The organism is Actinomadura mexicana (genome assembly GCF_900188105.1).
Lineage (GTDB): Bacteria > Actinomycetota > Actinomycetes > Streptosporangiales > Streptosporangiaceae > Spirillospora > Spirillospora mexicana.
This window is the reverse complement of the sequence record NZ_FZNP01000006.1, coordinates 410,578-429,490: the sequence shown is the minus strand read 5'-3', so window position 1 is coordinate 429,490 and position 18,913 is coordinate 410,578. Positions and strand designations below refer to the sequence as shown.

Here is an 18,913-nt window from a genome sequence, read left to right as displayed (position 1 = left end):
GCGACGAGCTGGTGGATCTCCGATGATCCGCGCGGCGGACCGGGGAACCGATCACGGCGAGGAGCCGTGACATGCCGGGGCGGGAGGACATGCCGGGGCGGGCGGACACGCCGGGGCGGGCGGACACGCCGGGGCGGGCGGACAAGGACGTTAGGCGCTTCGAGACGTGCGGGCGGGCGTGGATCGGCGTCCTGCGGCACGTGTGGGCGGCCGGGGAGGCGGGGCTGGAGGACGGCGGGCCCATCATCGAGGGGCCCCCGCTGCTGTTCGAGATCTGCTCCCTGAGCTGGGAGGACCCGATCCTGCGCGAGTACGGCGACCGGGCGCGGCTCGTCCGCAGGGCGCAGGAGCGCACCCGCGGGGTCGTCCGCGGGCGGTTCTGGCCGCGGCTGCACGACCTGCAGGGCCACGACCAGGTCCGGTGGGTGGTGGACCTGCTGCGCGCGAGGCCGTGGACCACCAGCGCGTGGATCTCGCTGACGATCCCCGGCGAGCCGGCCGACGGGCTGCCGGCGCTGACCGCGCTGTCGTTCCGCATCCGCGGCTACCGGCTGATCATGACGGCGATGTTCCGGTCGCAGAACGTCCACCGCGCCTACCTGGCCTACATCCCGCTCCGCGAGGTGCAGGTCCGGGTCGCCGACGAGCTGGGGCTGCCGCCCGGACCGCTGCGGGTGTTCGTGGACGTCCCGCACGTGCACATCGGCGACGCCGAGCGGGTCGCCTCGGTGCTGGCCTCGGTGCCGGAGCCGAACGCCGCCTGACGAAACCGGCGCTGCGGGACGAACCGGAGTTACTGGCGGGTCTTTCCCTGCCGCGAACCGCCGCCTCCGGCGGGTTATACACTCACCGGAGGGGGCGAGGGCACGACGAGGTGACTCGCGACTTCACCTGCACAGCACACGGACATCTACTTTTTCGAAGGACTGTTTTCACTTGAGCAAGCTCGTCGTCCTCGTCGCAGAAGAACTCTCCCCGGCCGGCATCGCCGTCCTGGAGGCCGACTACGACGTCCGCCAGGTCGACGGCAGCGACAAGGACCAGCTGCTGCCCGCCGTCGCCGACGTGGACGCCCTGATCGTCCGCAGCGCCACCAAGGTCACCGCCGAGGTGTTCCAGCACGCCAAGAAGCTCCGGGTCGTCGCCCGGGCCGGCGTCGGCCTCGACAACGTCGACGTGGAGGCCGCCACCAAGGCCGGCGTCATGGTCGTCAACGCGCCCACCTCCAACATCGTCACCGCCGCCGAGCACGCGATCGCGCTGCTCCTGGCCACCGCCCGGAACGTGCCGCAGGGCCACTCCGCGCTCAAGCAAGGCGAGTGGAAGCGCTCCAAGTACACCGGCGTCGAGCTCCAGGGCAAGACCGTCGGCGTGCTCGGCCTCGGCCGCATCGGCGTCCTCGTCGCCCAGCGCCTCGCCGCCTTCGACATGAACGTGGTCGCGTTCGACCCCTACGTCCAGGCCGCCCGCGCCGCGCAGCTCGGCGTGCAGCTCGTCACCCTCGACGAACTGCTCCGCGAGAGCGACTTCATCACCGTCCACCTGCCGAAGACCCCCGAGACCCTCGGCCTCATCGGCGACCGCGAGCTGCAGCAGGTCAAGCCGTCCGTGCGCATCGTCAACGCCGCCCGCGGCGGCATCGTCGACGAGGCGGCCCTCGACCTCGCGCTCAAGGACGGCCGCGTCGCCGGCGCCGGCATCGACGTGTTCAGCACCGAGCCGTGCACCGAGAGCCCGCTGTTCCACCACGACAGCGTCGTCGTCACCCCGCACCTCGGCGCCAGCACCCACGAGGCGCAGGAGAAGGCGGGCACCCAGGTCGCCCGCTCGGTGAAGCTCGCGCTGTCCGGCGAGTTCGTCCCGGACGCGGTGAACGTGCAGGGCGGCGCCGTCGCCGAGGACGTCAAGCCCGGCCTGCCGCTCGCCGAGAAGCTCGGCCGCATCTTCACCTCCCTCGCCGGCGGCGTCCCCGTCCGGCTGGACGTGGTGGTCCGCGGCGAGATCGCCGAGCACGACGTCAAGGTGCTGGAGCTGGCCGCGCTCAAGGGCGTCTTCGTGGACGTCATCGAGGAGGCCGTGACCTTCGTCAACGCGCCGCTGCTGGCCCGCGACCGCGGCGTCGAGGTCACCCTCACCACCAGCGAGGACAGCCCCGACTGGCGCAACGTCGTGCAGGTGCGCGGCACGATGTCCGACGGCTCCGTCGTGTCGGTGTCGGGCACCCTCACCGGACCCAAGCACGCCGAGCGGATCATCGAGATCAACGGCTACAACATGGAGCTCGTCCCGACCGAGCACATGGCGTTCTTCTCCTACGTCGACCGCCCCGGCATCGTCGGCGCGGTCGGCAAGCTGCTCGGCGACGAGCAGGTCAACATCGCCGGCATGCAGGTCGGCCGTGACGCCAAGGGTGGCAAGGCGCTCATCGCGCTCACCGTCGACTCCGCCATCGCGCCCCAGCTCGTCGACGCCATCACCCGCGAGGTGGGCGCCGACATGGGCCGCCGCGTCGACCTGGAAGGCTGACCGGCGCCGTCAGCACGGCTGAGCTTCGGGCGGGCGTCCGGCCATGGGCCGGACGCCCGCCATCTCATATGCCGAGATTTTGAGCCACGGATCGGGACAACCCGCCGGACCGGGGGTAGCCTCGCAGTAGTCATGCGGCGCTTCGTGGTAATCCTTCGCTGCCGCAGCGGGGCCTGATCATCGGCAGGCCGGCACCCGCTGCGGAGGCTCTGCCCGGCCATGAGTCCGATGCCCCCGCCGGACCGTGCGAACCACGGCCCTCCGGCGACGGCCCCTCTGGTCATCAGCTGAGCGATCGGAGCAACCATCATGAACGACATCCAGAACAACGCCCCCGCCGAAGACGCCCAGGAAGAAGCCGCCCGGGCCCTGCAGACGGCCCTGGACAGACGAGCCGATTGATCTTCACCTCCTTCGGGTCCGGCGTTCCTCCACCGCCGAAGAAGCGGGGCGATCGCCGGCCTCGCTCCGGCTCGCCCTGCGGCTCACTGCTGTGCCCAGGGCACTGCCATGAGCACGGCAAATAGCATGGGTGGAGTGACGGGCGAGGTCAGTGGCTTCGAGGTTTCAGGCGTGCTGCGGCGCGTCGCGGGGGCTGGGCCCTACTTCGAGCTCGTCACGGAGGGTGTCTCCGGCGATTCTGCGTGGGGGGCGTTTCCTGGGGATGCCGGGCGGCTGCGGGAGATCGCCCGCGACCATGCCGGCCGGCTCGGGACGGATGAGACCCGGGTGGCGGCCTCGCTGCTCTTCCAGGGGCTTGCGGCGCGGGTGTGGTCGCCGGTCGTCGCGGCGGCGGCGCTCGGGGTCGTCCCCGATCTTTCGGGGGTGCGCTGGCGGGGGGCTCCGGGTGATCCGATCATGCTGGGGCTCGCCGAGGTCCGCGGGTGGCGGGTGGGGAGCGCGGCCGAGGCCGTCGAGATCATCCATCCCATGGTCGTGGACGGGCTGCTGCGGCCGCTGCGGGAGGCGATGCTGGGCTTCGTCAAGCTCGCGGACGGGCTGGTCTGGGGCAACGCCGCCTCGGCTCTCGCCGGGAGCCTGAACGTCGGGCCCGCCGATCCCGGGCGGGCCGCGATCGTGCGGGCGTTGCTCGCACGCGAACCGCTGACCGGGGCCGGCTCTTTCGGGCCGCGCGGGTTCGTCCGGAACAACTGCTGCCTGTACTACCGCGTCCCTGGTGGCGGTATGTGCGGCGACTGCGGGCTCGTGCGTTGAATGCCCGCGATGTGAGACGGAAGCCCAAGCACTGAGACGTTTGGAGTAGAGTGCGCGCATGGCTTCGCGCAGCATTCGTCTGGCCGTCATCCCGGGTGACGGGATCGGCCCCGAGGTCGTCGCCGAGGGACTGAAGGTCCTCGACGCCGTGTCCGGCGACCTCACGTTCGAGCAGACCTCCTACGACCTGGGCGCCGCCCGTTGGCACCGGACGGGGGAGACGCTGCCCGACTCGGTCCTGGACGAGCTGCGCGAGCAGGAGGTCATCCTGCTCGGCGCCGTCGGCGACCCGAGCGTGCCGAGCGGCACCCTGGAGCGCGGGCTGCTGCTGCGGACCCGGTTCGAGCTCGACCACTACGTCAACCTGCGCCCGGTGAAGCTGTTCCCGGGCGTCGGCACCCCGCTGGCCGGCGTGACCCCGGACGACATCGACATGGTCGTCGTGCGCGAGGGCACCGAGGGCCCGTACACCGGCGTCGGGGGCGTCCTGCGCAAGGGCACGCCCCACGAGGTCGCCACGCAGGAGAGCGTCAACACCGCCCACGGCGTCGAGCGCGTCGTCCGGTACGCGTTCGAGGTCGCGGCGTCGCGGCCGCGCAAGCAGCTCACGCTCGTCCACAAGGACAACGTGCTCACCTTCGCCGGGGACCTCTACCAGCGGACCCTGAAGCGGGTCGCCGAGGAGTACCCGCAGGTCACGACCGACTACTGCCATGTGGACGCGGCCACGATGTTCTTCGTGAGCCAGCCGCGGCGGTACGACGTGATCGTCACCGACAACCTGTTCGGCGACATCATCACCGACATCGGCGCCGCGATCGCCGGCGGCATCGGGCTCGCCGCGTCCGGGAACGTCAACCCCGACCGCACCGCGCCGTCGATGTTCGAGCCGGTGCACGGCAGCGCCCCCGACATCGCGGGGCAGGGCAAGGCCGACCCGACCGCCACGATCCTGTCGGTCGCCATGCTGCTCGACCACGTCGGCGAGGGCGACGCCGCCCGCCGCGTCGAGCAGGCCGTCTCGGACGACCTGGCCGAGCGCGCCGCGCTGGGCGCCCGGTCCACGTCCCAGGTCGGCGACGCGATCGCCAAGCGAGTATCCGGCTAGGGGCACGCCGCCTCCGGCCAGACCGGGCGTGCCCTCGCGGCGCGCCCGGTTTTCCGTATGCGCCGCGCATGGAGGAGCAGGTCTAGACGAAGTAGGACAATGGGGACTAGGAAGCCGCTGCGGCGATGGGGCCGCCTGGGCGATCCGCGAGAGGACGAGACCGCGATGAGCGACACCCTGGAATTCGAGATCACGCGCACCGAGCGGCCCGCGACCGCCGAGGACCGCGCGCGGATCATGGCTGATCCCGGTTTCGGCCGGCACTTCACCGACCACATGGTCACGATCCGGTACTCGGCCGATCGCGGCTGGCACGACGCGAAGCTCGAACCCTACGGGCCGATCCCGATGGACCCGGCCTCGCAGGTGTTCCACTACGCCCAGGAGCTCTTCGAGGGTCTCAAGGCCTACAGGCAGCCGGACGGCTCGGTCGTCACCTTCCGGCCGTACATGAACGCGGCGCGGATGAACCGGTCCGCCAGGCGGATGGCGATGCCGGAGATCCCCGAGCAACTGTTCGTGGACGCCGTCGAGCTGCTCGTCCGCACCGACAAGGACTGGGTGCCCGACACCGAGGGGCACAGCCTCTACCTGCGGCCCTTCATGTTCGCCACCACCCGCGCGCTCGGCGTCAACAGCCCGGCCAACGAGTTCCTCTTCATGGTCATCGCGTCCCCGTCCGGCCTCTACTACCCGCGCGGCATCAAGCCCGTCTCGGTGTGGCTGTCGCAGGACTACACCCGCGCGGCGCCCGGCGGCACCGGGGAGGCCAAGTTCGGCGGCAACTACGCCGCGTCGTTCGCCGGCCAGGCCGAGGCCGTCGCGCAGGGCTGCGACCAGGTCGTCTGGCTCGACGCGGTGGAGCACCGCTGGGTCGAGGAGGTCGGCTCGATGAACCTCATGTTCGTCTACGGTTCCGGCGCGCGGGCCCGGCTCCTCACCCCCGCGCTCACCGGCACCCTGCTCGCCGGCGTCACCCGCGACTCGATGCTCAAGCTGGCGCCCGACCTCGGCGTCCCCACCGAGGAGGGCAAGATCAGCATCGACGAGTGGGAGGCGGGCTGCGCCTCCGGCGAGATCACCGAGGTGTTCGGCTGCGGCACCGCCGCGATCATCAGCCCGGTCGGCCGGGTCAAGGGCCGCGACCGCGAGTGGACGATCGGCGACGGCGAGCCCGGGGAGATCTCGATGCGGCTGCGCCAGGAGCTGGTCGGCATCCAGTACGGCACCCGTCCGGACCCCTACGGCTGGGTCCACAAGATCGTCTGATCGGCGGCGCCGGCGGCGCGCGCTCGCAGGCGAGGCGCGCCGCCGGGCCGGGCCGCTCAGCGCCGGATGTGCACCGAGGTCTTGACGACCGGACCCTTGTTCGCCGGGCCGGCGCCCCGCGAGAACGGGTTGACGGCGTAGTGGAACGAGAAGCCGACGAAGGCGCGGCCGGGCCGGCCGCCGACCTGCACCGCGAAGGTGCAGGTGCCCGAGAGCGTGTACACCTTCCGGGCGCGGTGCGGTGCGACGGTGGAGTGCCAGACGTAGCCGACGGGGATGACGTGCCGGTCGTGGTACCGGCCGTTCAGCCCGGTCGCCGTGCAGACGGCGTTGCCGCGCGCGATCGCCCGCAGCTTCGCGCTGGTGATCTGGAACATCCACGGCATCGGGTATCGCCTGGAGTGCGGCCCGGCCAGCTTCACCTGCGCGCGGAACGTGCCGACCGAGTCGTGGTAGGCGAAGGACTGGTTCCGTGGTGTGAACACGTAGTAATGGATGGGTGCGGCGCGTTCCGGGCGGTCGACGGCGGTCGCGGCGGTCGCGGCGGGCGCGATGCCGAGCGCCATCACCAGGGCCGTTCCGGAGGCGGCCGCGGTCCGGCCGAATGAGTGCATGCGCATTCCAGGAATTCCCTTCGAAAAGGTTCGCCGTCCCCCACGGCGGGTGGACGGCCGTGATCAGCCCGCCGTCCCGGTGCTCAGCCGCGGCCGGCCGACCGCACGTCCAGCGCGCGGTAGGCGTAGCCGTCCTGTTCGGCCTCCTCCCAGGTGAAGAGCACGCTCTCGCCCGGATCGAGGGAGGCGAAGGCGCCCGGTTCGGCGCGTACGGCCGAGAAGTGCGCCCAGACCTCGCCGGGCACGTCGGGTGAGACCAGCACCCCCCAGCCGGCCTCGTCGTCCCAGGACGCCACCGTCCCCTGGACCGGTTCGCCGCTCATCGGATCCCCTTCCTCCGGCGGACAGTGCGATCATTCTTCGTTTTACCGTGCAAGCGCAAGTGCATTTCGAGGTGACAAATGTATGGCCTTGAAATTTTGCTTGGTAATCGTTTTTTATTGTGCAATGAACTCCAAGTGGAGAAAAGCGCGATATGGCTTTTCGGTGGTGGGCGGCCGCCGGCGCGGGGGCGGGTCCGGCGGGCGACGTCCCAGAGTGTGAGACGGATGTCCCAGATCCGCGGGCGGTGTGGCAGACTGGGCGCATCATGCGCCACAGCCTCGTGATTATCGGCTGGCGCGCCGGCAGCTAACGGGACAACGCCGGCGCGCAGACCTCTCACGTCCGTGAGGGGTCTTTTTTGTGTCCTGGCGCTGATCCCCCTGGGGGTTCTCACATGCAAGGCGACGCGTTCCACGTCTACGACACCACCCTGCGCGACGGCTCGCAGCAGGAGGGGCTCAACCTCTCCGTGCCCGACAAGCTCGCGGTCGCGCGGCATCTGGACGACCTGGGCGTCGGCTTCATCGAGGGCGGCTGGCCGGGCGCCAACCCCAAGGACACCGAGTTCTTCAGGCGGGCTCGAACAGAGCTCGACCTGAGGCACGCGCAGCTCACCGCGTTCGGCGCGACCCGCCGGGCCGGGGTGAAGGCGGCCGACGACCCCCAGGTCGCCGCCCTGCGCGACTCCGGCGCGTCCGTCGTGACCCTGGTCGCCAAGAGTCACGACAGGCACGTCGAGCTGGCCCTCCGCACCACCCTGGAGGAGAACCTCGCGATGATCCGCGACACGGTCTCCCACCTGCGTGCGGAGGGCCAACGGGTCTTCCTGGACGCCGAGCACTTCTTCGACGGCCACAAGGCCAACCGCGCCTACGCGCTGGAGGCGGTCCGCACCGCAGCCGAGGCCGGCGCCGACGTCGTCGCGCTCTGCGACACCAACGGCGGCATGCTGCCGGACGAGCTGGCCGAGGTCGTGCACGAGGTCGTCGGCCACGGCGTCCGCGTCGGCATCCACTGCCACGACGACTCCGGCTGCGCCGTCGCCAACACGCTCGCCGCCGTCCGGGCGGGCGCGACGCACGTCCAGGGCTGCGCGAACGGGTACGGCGAGCGCAGCGGCAACGCCAATCTGTTCACCGTCGTCGGGAACCTCCAGCTCAAGCGCGGCATGAGCCTCGTCTCCGACGCCCAGCTCGCCGAGATGACGCGGATCGCGCACGCCGTCTCCGAGGTCACCAACGTCGCGCCGAGCTCGCAGCAGCCGTACGTGGGCGTGTCCGCGTTCGCCCACAAGGCCGGGCTGCACGCGTCCGCCGTCAAGATCGACCCCGACCTGTACCAGCACATCGACCCGGCGGCCGTCGGCAACGACATGCGGATGCTGGTGTCCAGCATGGCCGGGCGCGCGTCGGTCGAGCTGAAGGGCCGCGAGCTCGGCTACGACCTGTCCGGCGAGAAGGCGAAGGCCGTCGTGGACAGGGTGAAGGAGCTGGAGTCCACCGGCTACACCTTCGAGGCCGCGGACGCCTCGTTCGAGCTGCTGCTGCGCGAGGAGCTGACCGGCGTCCGGCAGCGGCACTTCGAGGTCGAGTCGTGGCGGTCGATCGTGGAGCGCCGCCCGGACGGGTCCATGGTCAGCGAGGCCACCGTCAAGCTGCACGCCAAGGGCGAGCGGATCATCGCGACGGGCGAGGGCAACGGCCCCGTCAACGCCCTCGACAACGCGCTGCGGATCGCGCTCGGCCGCCTCTACCCGGAGCTGGCGCGGCTGGAACTGGTCGACTACAAGGTCCGCATCCTGGAGGGCGCGCACGGTACCGACGCGCGGACCCGGGTCCTCGTCGAGTCCAGCGACGGCGAGCGCGAGTGGGGGACCGTCGGCGTCGAGGACAACGTCATCGCCGCGTCCTGGCAGGCCCTGGAGGAGGCCGTCACCTACTGCCTGCTCCGCGCCGGATACGAGGCGGGCTGAGGGGAATCTCCTCGCCTGCGCGGGCATTATCAGGGCATGAGCACTGAGATCACCGACAACGCCGAGCAGGGCCGGTACGAGATCAGGCTGGACGGAGACCTCGCCGGGTTCGCCGAGTACGAGCGGGGCGAGGGCGCCGTCGTCTTCACCCACACCGAGGTCGACTCGGCGTTCGAGGGCAAGGGCGTCGGAAGCGCGCTGGCCCGCGGCGCGCTGGACGACGTCCGATCCAAGGGCCTGTCGGTCGTCCCGCTGTGCCCGTTCATCAAGAAGTGGATCGGCAAGCACCCGGATTACCATGATCTGGTGCGTTAGCGGTGCAGCCGGGTGTGTCGGGCCGGTGCTCGCGGATATGCGGGGAGTCATCCCGCTCGTTCGAATGAACGAGCATCTTTCCGTGAGTATCGGTACGGTCACGCAGAAAGTTCGTCAAAGCGGCGAAACCGGTAGCGGATTTCAGTTGAAGGATCCACTATGGGAGCGTGCACGGCACGTGCGAGGCTTCCGCGCGCCGTGTCCCCGAAAGACAGTGTCCTGTAAGACAGTGCCCGGTAAGACAGTGTCCCGTAAGACAATGCCCGGTAAGACAATGCCCGGTAGACAGTGCCCCGTGCCTTGCCCCCGTGACCCGACATCCCTACGACCCGAACTGCCGGAGTGATCGAATGCCTGTCCGCCCCTGGAGCCCCGCGGACCTCGGGCGTCCCACGAACGGGACCTGGGCCGACATGGCGTTCGGCCTCGGCGAGACGTACGAGCGCGAGGGTCGTCTGGAGCAGGCGGCCGGCTGGTACCGGCGGGCGGCCGAGTCCGGGAGCGCCGACGCCGCGCTGCGCCTCGGCGCCGTCCTCGGACGGATGGCCGACGCCGGAGCCGACCACGCGGCCGACGAGCTGCTGGCGGAGGCGACCCGGTGGCTCAGCGGCGCGCAGGACGCCACGACTCCCGACGCGATCGAGCTGATCACCGCTACGCTCAACCGGCAGATGCGGCAGGCCGCGCGCCGCGGACTCGAACCTGCCCCCGCCGGCTGACGCCTTCGGGCGGGTGGTGAACCGATCCGTCGCGCCGGTCGTCGGACTCCATGAGATCGGTGTCAGTGGAAGGTGGACGAGTTGAGCGGCGAGGACTCCGGGTACGTGCCCCCGGACCACAAGACGACCGCCGAGTTCGGCGTCACCAGGAAGTCCGCGGCGCCCGGAGAGCCGGCCCTGCCGGGGACGGCGGCCGAACCGGCCGTCGACGACGATCTGGTGGACGACCTCTTCGACGGGGACGCCACGACCCACGACGTCCCCCAGGCGTACGGCGTGGGGTTCCAGGACCTCCCCTCCGACGACCCTGAAGACGATCTGGAGACGACGTACCAGGACGGCTCGGGCGACGAGCCGGAGGACGACTTCGACACGACGCTCCAGGACGGCCCGCCCGACATCGCCTTCCAGAAGCAGCCGCCCGCGGACACCGTGGACGAGCTGGACATGACCGCGTTTCAGGCACCGGTCACCTTCGCAGACATCCCCATGGAGCAGCCCTCCAAGCCCGCTCCGGTCGTCCCGCCCCAGGCGGCTCCGGCCGTCCCGCCACCGGCGCAGCCGGCCGCCTTCGAGCACGGCGCGAACCCGGCGCCGGTGTACGCCCAGCCTCCCGCTCCTTACCAGGAGCGCGTTCCGGAGCCGGCGCCCTTCCCTGAGCAGATGCCGCCTTCGGAGCAGGCGCCGCCCGCGCAGGTGGCCGCCCAGGCGGCCGCCCCGATGCCGGCCGAGGCGCCGTGGACGGAGCAGTTCGCCTCCGGGGAGGAGGCGGCGAACCGGGCGGGGAGCGGCCCGGCGTTCGCCTACGGGATGCCCGGGGCCCCGCCTCCCGCCCAGAGCACGATGCCCCCGCACCACGAGGCGACCGTCCCGCCGATGCCGCCGCCCGCGATGGTCTCGCCGTCCGGCGGGCTGCCCGGCGGGCCGCCCGCCGGGCCACCGCCGTCCCGCTCGCGGCGGCCGGTGATCCTCATCCTGCTGATCGCCCTGGTGGTGGTCCTCGTCCTGGTCGGCGTCGTGGTGCTGCTGCTCGGCCGCGGCTCCGAGTCGGGGGGCAAGACCGCACCCCAGGCGTCCCCGGCGGGGAGCACTCCGGCGACGGAGGGCGGCGGCGCGACACCCGCGTCACCCGGCGCGCCCTCGCCCGGGGGCGGCGCGCCCGCGACGCCCCCGCAGTCCGGGGTCCCCACGAACCAGCCGCCCGGCGGGCAGCAGCCGGGCGTGCAGCCCGGCGCCCCGCCTCCGGTGACCACCGCCCCGATCGGGCCGCTCGTGCAGGGCAAGGGCATCACGTACCAGCTCGTCCAGCAGGACAGCGGGTACTTCGAGGGCAAGATGGTCATCACGAACCGCACCAAGAAGCCCCTGAAGGCGTGGAAGGTGACGTTCAAGGCCCCGGGCGCGGACGTGAAGAACATCTGGGGCGCCCGGCTCGTGCACGGCGGCTCCACCGTCGAGATCAGGAACCTGGACGGCGTCCCCGCGATCCAGCCCGGCGCGACGTGGGACATCCAGTTCGGCGCGGCCGGAGCGGCGTCCACCCCGAAGTCCTGCGAGCTGAACGGCAGGGCCTGCGGCTTCTGACCGCCCGCGCCCGCGGCCGGACGGCAGAGCCCGGGACCGACCGGCCGGGCTGCGGCTTCTGGTCGGCGTACTAGGCTTTGACCATGCGTATCGCCAGATTCTCCACCGACGACGGCATGTCCTTCGGTGTGGTGGAGGAGAACACCGTCGCCGTCATCGCGGCCCACCCCTTCGGGGAGCTGACCTTCACCGGGCAGCGCCTCCCGCTCGCCGACGTCCGGCTGCTCGCGCCGATCCTGCCCAGCAAGATCATCGCGATCGGGAAGAACTACGCCGACCACGTCCGCGAGATGGGCGGGGACGAGCCGCCCGCCGAGCCGGTGCTGTTCTCCAAGCCGTCCACCGCCGTGATCGGCCCGGGAGAGGCGATCGCGTACCCGCAGAAGCTGTCCGAGCGCGTCGACCACGAGGGCGAGCTCGCCGTCGTCATCGGCCGGATGTGCCGCGAGGTCCCGGCGTCCCGCGCCGCCGACGTCATCCTCGGCTACACCTGCGCCAACGACGTCACCGCCCGCGACCTCCAGGCGAAGGACGGGCAGTGGACGCGGGCCAAGGGCTTCGACACGTTCTGCCCGATCGGCCCGTGGATCGAGACCGAGATCGACCCCGCCGACCTGGCGATCTCCACGACCGTCAACGGGGAGGTCCGGCAGGAGGCCCGCACGTCCCTGCTGCTGCACGACATCCCCACACTGGTCCAGTACGTCAGCCAGGTCATGACGCTGCTGCCCGGCGACGTCATCCTGACCGGCACCCCCGCCGGCGTCGGCCCCCTGGACATCGGGGACGAGGTCACCGTCACCGTGGAGAACATCGGCAGCCTCACCAACCGGGTCATCGCCCGCGACTGAGGGGGCCCAGGTGTTCACCGGCTTCAGCGACGAGGCCTTCGCCTTCTACGAGGGCTTGCAGGCCGACAACAGCAAGACCTACTGGACGTCCCACAAGGTCGTTTACGAGCGCCACGTGCGGGACCCTCTGAGCGAGCTGTGCGCCGAACTCGAAGACGAGTTCGGCGCCGTGAAGCTCTTCCGCCCGTACCGCGACGTCCGGTTCAGTAAGGACAAGTCGCCGTACAAGACCCATCAGGGCGGCCACACCGGCGAAGGCTTCTACCTCCAGGTCGACGCGGACGGGCTCATGGTCGCGGGCGGCATGTACGCCCCGACCCCCGACCAGCTCCGCCGCTACCGCGAAGCCGCCGCCTCCGACGTCTACGGCGCCGAACTGCAGGCCATCGTGGACGGCCTCCGCGCCGCCGGCATGGAGATCGCCGGCGACCGCCTCAAGACCCGCCCGCGCGGCACCGACCCCGGTCACCCCCGGCTGGACCTCCTGCGGCACCGCTCCCTCTACGCCAGGGAGGGCTGGCCCGCCGACCCGTGGATGTCCGACCCCGACGAGGTCATCGCCCGGGTCCGCGCGTCCTGGCGTCGCCTCCGCCCCCTCGTGGCCTGGGGCCACGACCACATCGGACCGCCCGACTTCACGCGCTGACCCTCCGGTCGGCCAATCGTTTTGGCCCAACTCCCGCTGTCCTGTATTCTCATCGAGGCGCGAGCGACCAGCCGGAAACGGCTCGGGAGCGCGTACCTCTCTGGGGTATGGTGTAATCGGCAGCACGAGTGATTCTGGTTCACTTAGTCTAGGTTCGAGTCCTGGTACCCCAGCTGCGTCCGCCCAGGCGGACACACGCCCCCGTCGTCTAGTGGCCTAGGACGCCGCCCTCTCAAGGCGGTAACGGCGGTTCGAATCCGCTCGGGGGTACGTGGCGGTCTTCCCTGCTCGTTGAGCCTCCGGCTCACCTTCGCCGGGGCCCGCAGTGTCTTCCCAGGGGGCGACCCCCTGGAACCCCGACGTGGCGGTCTTCCCTGCTCGTTGAGCCTCCGGCTCACCTTCGCCGGGGCCCGCAGTGTCTTCCCAGGGGGCGACCCCCTGGAACCCCGACGTAGCGGTCTTCCCTGCTCGTTGAGCCCCCGGCTCACCTTCGCCGGGGCCCGCAGTGTCTTCCCAGGGGGCGACCCCCTGGAACCCCGACGTAGCGGTCTTCCCTGCTCGTTGAGCCTCCGGCTCACCTTCGCCGGGGCCCGCAGTGTCTTCCCAGGGGGCGACCCCCTGGAACCCCCCACGTGGCGGGGCGTGCGCCTGGAGGGTTTCATTCTGTGACGTCCAAGAGGCATTTCTTCTGCCGGCGTTCGTGCGGTTTCTTTGTGTCGTGCGTTGGCCGAATTCGGGTCATTCGCGGTGTGTCGGATGCTGGATCCCTTCCTCGCCCAGCTGCGGTTCGCCCGGCTGGACAGCATGTCCAGCGCCCGGGTCGCTGACTTCCTGTCGTGGCGGATCCAGGCTTGTGGTCGTCGCGGAGGTGGGCGCGAGAGGCCGCAGCGCTCGCTCAGGCGGACCGGGGGGCGACCGAGGGACGCGGTCGCGCGGTTGTGGCGCCCTCTGGCGGGGGTGTCTGGGCCTGTGGGCGGTCGAAACCGGTTCGAGGTGGGCGCCGGGTTCCGGTAAGCTAGGCGAGGCCGCGCGGGAGACCGCGAAGGTCATGGTCCTGCCCCCGTCGTCTAGTGGCCTAGGACGCCGCCCTCTCAAGGCGGTAACGGCGGTTCGAATCCGCTCGGGGGTACCTGGCAGATCCAGGACGCGGTTCTGTGCGTCCCCTCTTCGTACAGGTTCTACGAAGAGCACTTTCAGCGCTTCACCAGCGGTTCGATGTGCTCCTTCACGGGGCGCGCCATCCTGACGTCCTGATGAGGGTGCTTCCGGCGCGGGCCGGGGAATGTTCCGGCCGTGAGGTGGGGGTCCAAGGGCTGGTACGCGGTGCTGATGGCGGCCATGGTGCTGGTCACGGCGGACGTCCTGCTGAACGGTCCGCTCCGCCACCTCGACCACGTCGTCCACGACTGGAGCGACGCGCAAGTCCAGGGCCGGCGGCTCACGGCCGTGGACGTCTTCACGACCCTCGGCCAGCGGGGCCACCTGGCGAGAGTCATCGTCCCGCTCTCGGTCATCGCCGCGTTGCGGGCCCGTTCGATGCGGTACCCGCTGGCGAGCGTGCTGATCGTGGGCGTCCTCTCGCTGCTGCAGGTGCTGCTGAAGGCGGCGATCCCCCGGACGTTCCCGATCAGCGACACCGATGTGCTGTTCGTCCGCAGTGACGCCTACCCGTCCGGCCACACCCTCAACGGGATCGTGCTCGTCTGGATCATCCTCGAACTGGTGGCCGTCGCGTTCCCCGCGTCATCCGGGGCCCTGCCGCCGCGCCGCCGCCGCGACATCGCCACGGTGACGGGGACGGTGACGGCGGTGGCCCTCACGGTGGTCGACAAGCACTGGCTCACCGACTGCCTGTTCAGCCTCGCCCTCGGCCCCGTCCTGCTGCAGGGCCTGCTCATCCTGGAACCCTTCGCCATCCGGCGCGGTCGAGAACGCTCAGATAAAGGCTCAGCCGGCCGGACGCGTCGAGCATGGCGCGGCCCCGCGTGGTGAGCCTGCGCCGCCAGTCGTCCAGCGCCTCGGCCAGGGGCCCGGTGCCGCCCGCCGTCCGCACCTGCCGGACCACCATGGCGATGTGCTCCAGCGGGTAGCCGCCGCGCCTGAGGAGGTGGGCGAGCTCGGCGTCGCGGACGTCGCTCGCGCGGAAGACGCGGTAGCCGGTCGCCGGGTCCCGAGCGGGGACGAGGATGCCGGAGCCTTCCCAGTTGCGCAGCGTCGCGGGCGTGACGTCGAGCCGGTGGGCGAGCTCGCCGATCGTCCGCGGCCCGGGGGCGTCCGGCCGCTCGATACCGGGCTCCGCCAGCAGATGGTCCACCGCGTTCTTCACCGCCGCGAGCGTCTCGCGGTCGCGGAGCACCTGCTCGTGGCCGCGGTCGATGACCAGCAGGGCGTCGTCGAGGTCGCCGTCGTGGACCGCGTTCATGATCCGGCCGCCTGCCGCGTGCCCGTACGCCGGGACGAGGGCGAGGAAGGCGCGCAGGGCGGCCGCGTGCACCTCGGTGTAGATCCGGTAGCCGGTGGGCGTGCGCTCCGCGGGCGGGAGGAACCCGTCGCGCTCGTAGTTGCGCACGGCCTGCGCCGAGAGGCCGTGCTCCCGCGCGAGGTCGGACGGTCGCAGGGTGATCACCGCTTTGAGACTTGGGAGGGATGATGGACGGTCACAGGCGGAAAAGTATCAACCGTTTTTTCAACGATACGATTTCACCACATGAGTCAAGACATTCGCGACTTCGTGACCGCTTCATGTGACCTGCTGGCGTTCGGCGAGCCGACGCACCGGGAACCGTCCTTCGGGCGGATCCGCAACGACTTGTTCGCACGGCTGGCCGACAACGGCTTCCGGTCGATCGCCATGGAGACCGACCGGGTGGCCGCACTCGCCGTCGACGACTACGTCCGGGAAGGGAAGGGAAGCCTCGACGCGGTGATGAGCGAAGGCTTCTCGCACGGCTGGGGAGACGTGGACGCCAACCGGCGGCTGGTCGCCTGGATGCGTGAGTACAACGAGGGCCGTCCCTCGCACGAGCGGCTGGCCTTCCACGGCTTCGACGCTCCGATGGAGACCCTCAGCGCCCCCAGCCCGCGCGCCTATCTCGAACACGCCCGCGACTACATGGGACTCGACCTCGACATCGCGGCCCTCGCCGGCGACGACCGGCGGTGGAGCCGCGCGGAGGCGGTCATGGACCCGGCCATGTCGATCGGCGCGACGCCCGAGGCCGGAAAGCTGCGGACGATCGCCGACGACATGCTCACCGCGCTCTACGAGCGGGCCCCGAAACTGATCGCGGCGACGTCGCGATCAGAATGGTCCAGGGCCGAGATCCACCTCACCGCCGGCCTCGGCCTGCTGCGGTACCACAAGCGGGCGACCCAGCGCCTGGATCGGGACGCGCGCATCTCGCGCCTGGCGGCGGCCCGGGACGCGCTCATGGCCCAGAACCTCCTGGCCATCCGGAACGCCGAGGACCGGCGCGGCCCGACGTTCGTCTTCGCGCACAACACCCACCTGCAGCGCAACCCGAGCCTCATGCGCATGGCGGACCTGGAGCTGACCTGGTTCGGCACCGGCGCCATCCTCGCGTCCCTGCTGGACGAGCGGTACGTCTTCGTCGCCGGCAGCCTGGGCCGCAGCGAAACGATCAAGCTCGGGGAGCCGGAGCCGGACACCTTCGAGGGCGGCATGCAGGGCCGCATCACCACCTGGGGCCTGACGCCGGCCGCCGCGGTCCCGTCCGCCCGGCGGCGCGCCGACGCGATCCCCGAGCAGGGCTACTTCCCCCTCGACCAGGCGGTCCTCGACACGGCCGACGCGGTCCTGCACATCAGCGACGGCGCGACCGTCTGAACGTCCCGCCGCCACGCGGCCACCGGCGGCGGGATGCTCTCGGCGGCCTGCGGGGTTGCAACCGGGAGCGAGGTACAGGCTTACCGTCGGAACGTGGGCGGCTAGGACGAGGAGCAGGGATGGCCGAGACACCGATCGCCGTGGGCGGCGGGTACGAGGGGCTGCGATCCGGTCAGGTCGCGGAGGCGGCCGGGGTGAACCCGCAGACGCTGCGCTACTACGAGCGGCGGGGGCTGCTGGCCGAGCCCGCACGGACGCTGGGCGGGCACCGGCTCTACCCGGCCGAGGCCGTCACGGTCCTGCGCGTGATCAAGACGGCGCAGCGGCTCGGGTTCACCCTGGAGGAGGTCTCCGGGCTGCTGGACGCCGCGCGGCACCGGCACGGCCGCCGCGACGCCGGGCTCGCCGCCCGGGCCCGCGCGAAGCTGGAGGAGGTGGAGCGGCGCATCGGCGACCTGGAGGTCATCCGGTCCGCGCTCCGGGGCGCTCTCGACGCCGGCTGCGACGACCTGATCGCCTGCGCGGGGGAGCCGTACTGCCCGCTGCCGTTCGCCGGGCTCGCGGGTCCCGGGGCCGCGCCGGAGCGTTCCCGCACATGAGTACCGTTCCCGTATGACGATCGCCCGCTCCCTGGTCCTGTTCGCCCTCGCCGCGGTCGCGGAGATCGGCGGCGCCTGGATGATCTGGCAGGGCGTCCGCGAGCACCGGGGCGGCTGGTGGATCGGCGCGGGCCTCGTCGCCCTCGGCCTGTACGGGTTCGTCGCGACCTTCCAGCCCGACGCCCACTTCGGCCGCGTCCTGGCCGCCTACGGGGGCGTGTTCGTCGCGGGGTCCCTGGCCTGGGGCATGGTCGTGGACGGTTTCCGTCCCGACCGCTGGGACGTGGCCGGCGCGGCCGTCTGCGTCCTCGGCGTCCTGGTCATCATGTACGCCCCGCGCGGCTGACCCCACTCCCACGTCGCGGCCCGCGGGCCCACGCCGCGGGCCCCCGCGTTCGCGAAGATCACGTCGCGCAGCCAGGCCCCCCAGGCCGAACGCGGACGCGTCGTAGTGCTCGGCGAAGCGGGGGTCGGTGCCGAACGTCCGGCCGAGGCAGACCTGTATAGAGGGCGTGCAGTCGAAATACCGCGAGAGCAGCGCGCGGTGCCGCTCGGCGAGGACGCTCGCCTCGGCTGAGCCGGGCGCGACACCGGCCTCCTTCGCGGCGGCGAGGTCGGCTTCGAGCGCTTTCATCTCCGCCGTGACCTCTTTCCAGTCCTCGGGGGTCATCCCGGCCGCCCGCTCGGCGTACTGCGCCCACCGCGCGCTGTCGTCCCAGCGCTGCCCGGCCTCCTCCACTCAGGAGGGGCGCCCGTCGTCCCCGAAGATCGCGATCTGCTCCGCCGGGCTCAGCCGCATGCCCGTCGCCGGCGCCTCCATCAAGCGGTCGACTGCCGACACCGTCTCCTGGAGGCGAGCGATGCGCTCTGTGAGCTGCGCCCCCCGGTGGCGCAATGGACGTGCGCGTCCGTGCCCGCGTCGTCGAGCGACCGGCCGCTCGGCGAGCGGAAGCCCGAGCTCGCGGTAGACGAAGACCAGGTGCGTCCGGGCGACGTCCTCTCCCGAATACACCCGGTACCCGGCGACGGTGCGCCCGCTCGGCTGAACGAGGCCGATCTTCGAGGTCGTCCGCCGGGCGACCGACGAAGGCTCCGAACCGGACGACCTACGGGAGCGGTGCGTAAACAACACCTCCGGGTTCCACGCCCGGCCACCGCGACACGTAGCCCGAACCCCCACTGAGATGATCTAGCGCTCCATGAGGCCGGCGCGGCCGGAGGGCCCGCGAGGCACGCCTGTCTCGATGCCGGCCCACTCGCGAATCAGCAGCCAGGCGAACGGCTACGCCTGGCCGTGGTCTGGGACGAAACCCATGCCGTAACG

At 71.3% G+C, this 18,913-nt stretch carries 19 protein-coding genes, 3 tRNA genes and 1 pseudogene; 18 read left to right on the top strand and 5 right to left on the bottom strand.

Annotation, left to right across the window (positions count from 1 at the left end; genetic code table 11):
* Nucleotides 1-71: 71 nt before the first annotated feature.
* The 5 genes from CHC11_RS18480 to CHC11_RS18460 all read left to right on the top strand — a co-directional run bounded on the left by CHC11_RS18480 (nt 72) and on the right by CHC11_RS18460 (nt 6,118).
* On the top strand, nt 72-764 hold the full coding sequence (locus tag CHC11_RS18480; RefSeq protein WP_245919389.1) for a thymidylate synthase family protein: 693 nt from the start codon (nt 72-74) through the stop codon (nt 762-764).
* A gap of 172 nt (nt 765-936) precedes the next feature.
* Nucleotides 937-2,526: a phosphoglycerate dehydrogenase gene (gene serA / locus CHC11_RS18475; RefSeq protein WP_089312966.1), complete on the top strand. Its 1,590-nt coding sequence runs from the start codon at nt 937-939 to the stop codon at nt 2,524-2,526.
* A 537-nt stretch (nt 2,527-3,063) separates the two neighbouring features.
* Nucleotides 3,064-3,741, top strand: coding sequence for a (2Fe-2S)-binding protein (locus CHC11_RS18470; RefSeq protein WP_089312965.1), 678 nt, complete (start codon nt 3,064-3,066; stop codon nt 3,739-3,741).
* 58 nt (nt 3,742-3,799) lie between these two features.
* Complete coding sequence (locus tag CHC11_RS18465; protein ID WP_089312964.1) at nt 3,800-4,849, top strand: 3-isopropylmalate dehydrogenase; 1,050 nt, start codon at nt 3,800-3,802, stop codon at nt 4,847-4,849.
* 165 nt (nt 4,850-5,014) lie between these two features.
* On the top strand, nt 5,015-6,118 hold the full coding sequence (locus CHC11_RS18460; protein ID WP_089312963.1) for a branched-chain amino acid aminotransferase: 1,104 nt from the start codon (nt 5,015-5,017) through the stop codon (nt 6,116-6,118).
* A gap of 56 nt (nt 6,119-6,174) precedes the next feature.
* Here the strand turns inward: CHC11_RS18460 and CHC11_RS18455 are convergent, their stop codons facing one another.
* Nucleotides 6,175-6,738, bottom strand: a complete 564-nt coding sequence (locus tag CHC11_RS18455) for a hypothetical protein (RefSeq protein WP_089312962.1) — start codon at nt 6,736-6,738, stop codon at nt 6,175-6,177.
* Nucleotides 6,739-6,815: 77 nt separating this feature from the next.
* Nucleotides 6,816-7,055, bottom strand: a complete 240-nt coding sequence (locus CHC11_RS18450) for a cold-shock protein (RefSeq protein WP_089312961.1) — start codon at nt 7,053-7,055, stop codon at nt 6,816-6,818.
* Nucleotides 7,056-7,450: 395 nt separating this feature from the next.
* Here CHC11_RS18450 and cimA point away from each other — a divergent pair, with 395 nt between their 5' ends.
* From cimA to CHC11_RS18400, 10 genes are all read left to right on the top strand, one after another.
* Entirely contained in the window at nt 7,451-9,028 is a 1,578-nt protein-coding gene (gene cimA, locus CHC11_RS18445; RefSeq protein WP_089312960.1) for a citramalate synthase, read from the top strand.
* 36 nt (nt 9,029-9,064) lie between these two features.
* Entirely contained in the window at nt 9,065-9,343 is a 279-nt protein-coding gene (locus CHC11_RS18440; protein WP_089312959.1) for a GNAT family N-acetyltransferase, read from the top strand.
* Between the two features lie 350 nt (nt 9,344-9,693).
* Nucleotides 9,694-10,062 (top strand): hypothetical protein, encoded by a 369-nt coding sequence (locus CHC11_RS18435; RefSeq protein ID WP_089312958.1) that lies wholly within the window; start codon nt 9,694-9,696, stop codon nt 10,060-10,062.
* A gap of 81 nt (nt 10,063-10,143) precedes the next feature.
* Nucleotides 10,144-11,646 (top strand): cellulose binding domain-containing protein, encoded by a 1,503-nt coding sequence (locus CHC11_RS18430; protein WP_143227166.1) that lies wholly within the window; start codon nt 10,144-10,146, stop codon nt 11,644-11,646.
* A gap of 83 nt (nt 11,647-11,729) precedes the next feature.
* Nucleotides 11,730-12,497 carry a fumarylacetoacetate hydrolase family protein gene (locus CHC11_RS18425; RefSeq protein WP_089312956.1) on the top strand — a complete coding sequence of 256 codons (768 nt, stop codon included), beginning with the start codon at nt 11,730-11,732 and terminating at the stop codon, nt 12,495-12,497.
* 10 nt (nt 12,498-12,507) lie between these two features.
* Nucleotides 12,508-13,143: a DUF2461 domain-containing protein gene (locus CHC11_RS18420; protein WP_089312955.1), complete on the top strand. Its 636-nt coding sequence runs from the start codon at nt 12,508-12,510 to the stop codon at nt 13,141-13,143.
* Nucleotides 13,144-13,244: 101 nt separating this feature from the next.
* Nucleotides 13,245-13,316, top strand: a tRNA-Gln gene (locus CHC11_RS18415).
* A 24-nt stretch (nt 13,317-13,340) separates the two neighbouring features.
* Nucleotides 13,341-13,413 (top strand) — tRNA-Glu (locus CHC11_RS18410).
* 786 nt (nt 13,414-14,199) lie between these two features.
* Nucleotides 14,200-14,272: transfer RNA gene (locus tag CHC11_RS18405), tRNA-Glu, on the top strand.
* Nucleotides 14,273-14,436: 164 nt separating this feature from the next.
* A complete protein-coding gene (locus CHC11_RS18400; protein WP_143227165.1) occupies nt 14,437-15,135 on the top strand; it encodes a phosphatase PAP2 family protein in 699 nt (232 codons plus the stop codon).
* Here the strand turns inward: CHC11_RS18400 and CHC11_RS18395 are convergent.
* On the bottom strand, nt 15,038-15,760 hold the full coding sequence (locus tag CHC11_RS18395) for a TioE family transcriptional regulator (RefSeq protein WP_218826151.1): 723 nt from the start codon (nt 15,758-15,760) through the stop codon (nt 15,038-15,040). The two genes, CHC11_RS18400 and CHC11_RS18395, sit on opposite strands and share 98 nt — an antisense overlap.
* A 90-nt stretch (nt 15,761-15,850) precedes the next feature.
* Here CHC11_RS18395 and CHC11_RS18390 point away from each other — a divergent pair, with 90 nt between their 5' ends.
* The 3 genes from CHC11_RS18390 (at nt 15,851) to CHC11_RS18380 (ending at nt 17,935) form a co-directional block, all read left to right on the top strand.
* Nucleotides 15,851-16,990 carry an erythromycin esterase family protein gene (locus CHC11_RS18390; protein ID WP_089312952.1) on the top strand — a complete coding sequence of 380 codons (1,140 nt, stop codon included), beginning with the start codon at nt 15,851-15,853 and terminating at the stop codon, nt 16,988-16,990.
* A gap of 119 nt (nt 16,991-17,109) precedes the next feature.
* Nucleotides 17,110-17,589, top strand: a complete 480-nt coding sequence (locus CHC11_RS18385; RefSeq protein ID WP_089312951.1) for a MerR family transcriptional regulator — start codon at nt 17,110-17,112, stop codon at nt 17,587-17,589.
* A gap of 13 nt (nt 17,590-17,602) precedes the next feature.
* A complete protein-coding gene (locus CHC11_RS18380) occupies nt 17,603-17,935 on the top strand; it encodes a YnfA family protein (RefSeq protein ID WP_089312950.1) in 333 nt (110 codons plus the stop codon).
* A 96-nt stretch (nt 17,936-18,031) separates the two neighbouring features.
* Here CHC11_RS18380 and CHC11_RS43895 read toward each other — a convergent pair.
* Both CHC11_RS43895 and CHC11_RS42105 read right to left on the bottom strand, forming a co-directional pair.
* Nucleotides 18,032-18,328 (bottom strand): annotated as a pseudogene (locus CHC11_RS43895) (TipAS antibiotic-recognition domain-containing protein); the annotation flags it as partial.
* Nucleotides 18,329-18,721, bottom strand: a complete 393-nt coding sequence (locus CHC11_RS42105) for a MerR family transcriptional regulator (protein WP_218826140.1) — start codon at nt 18,719-18,721, stop codon at nt 18,329-18,331.
* Nucleotides 18,722-18,913 lie beyond the last annotated feature (192 nt).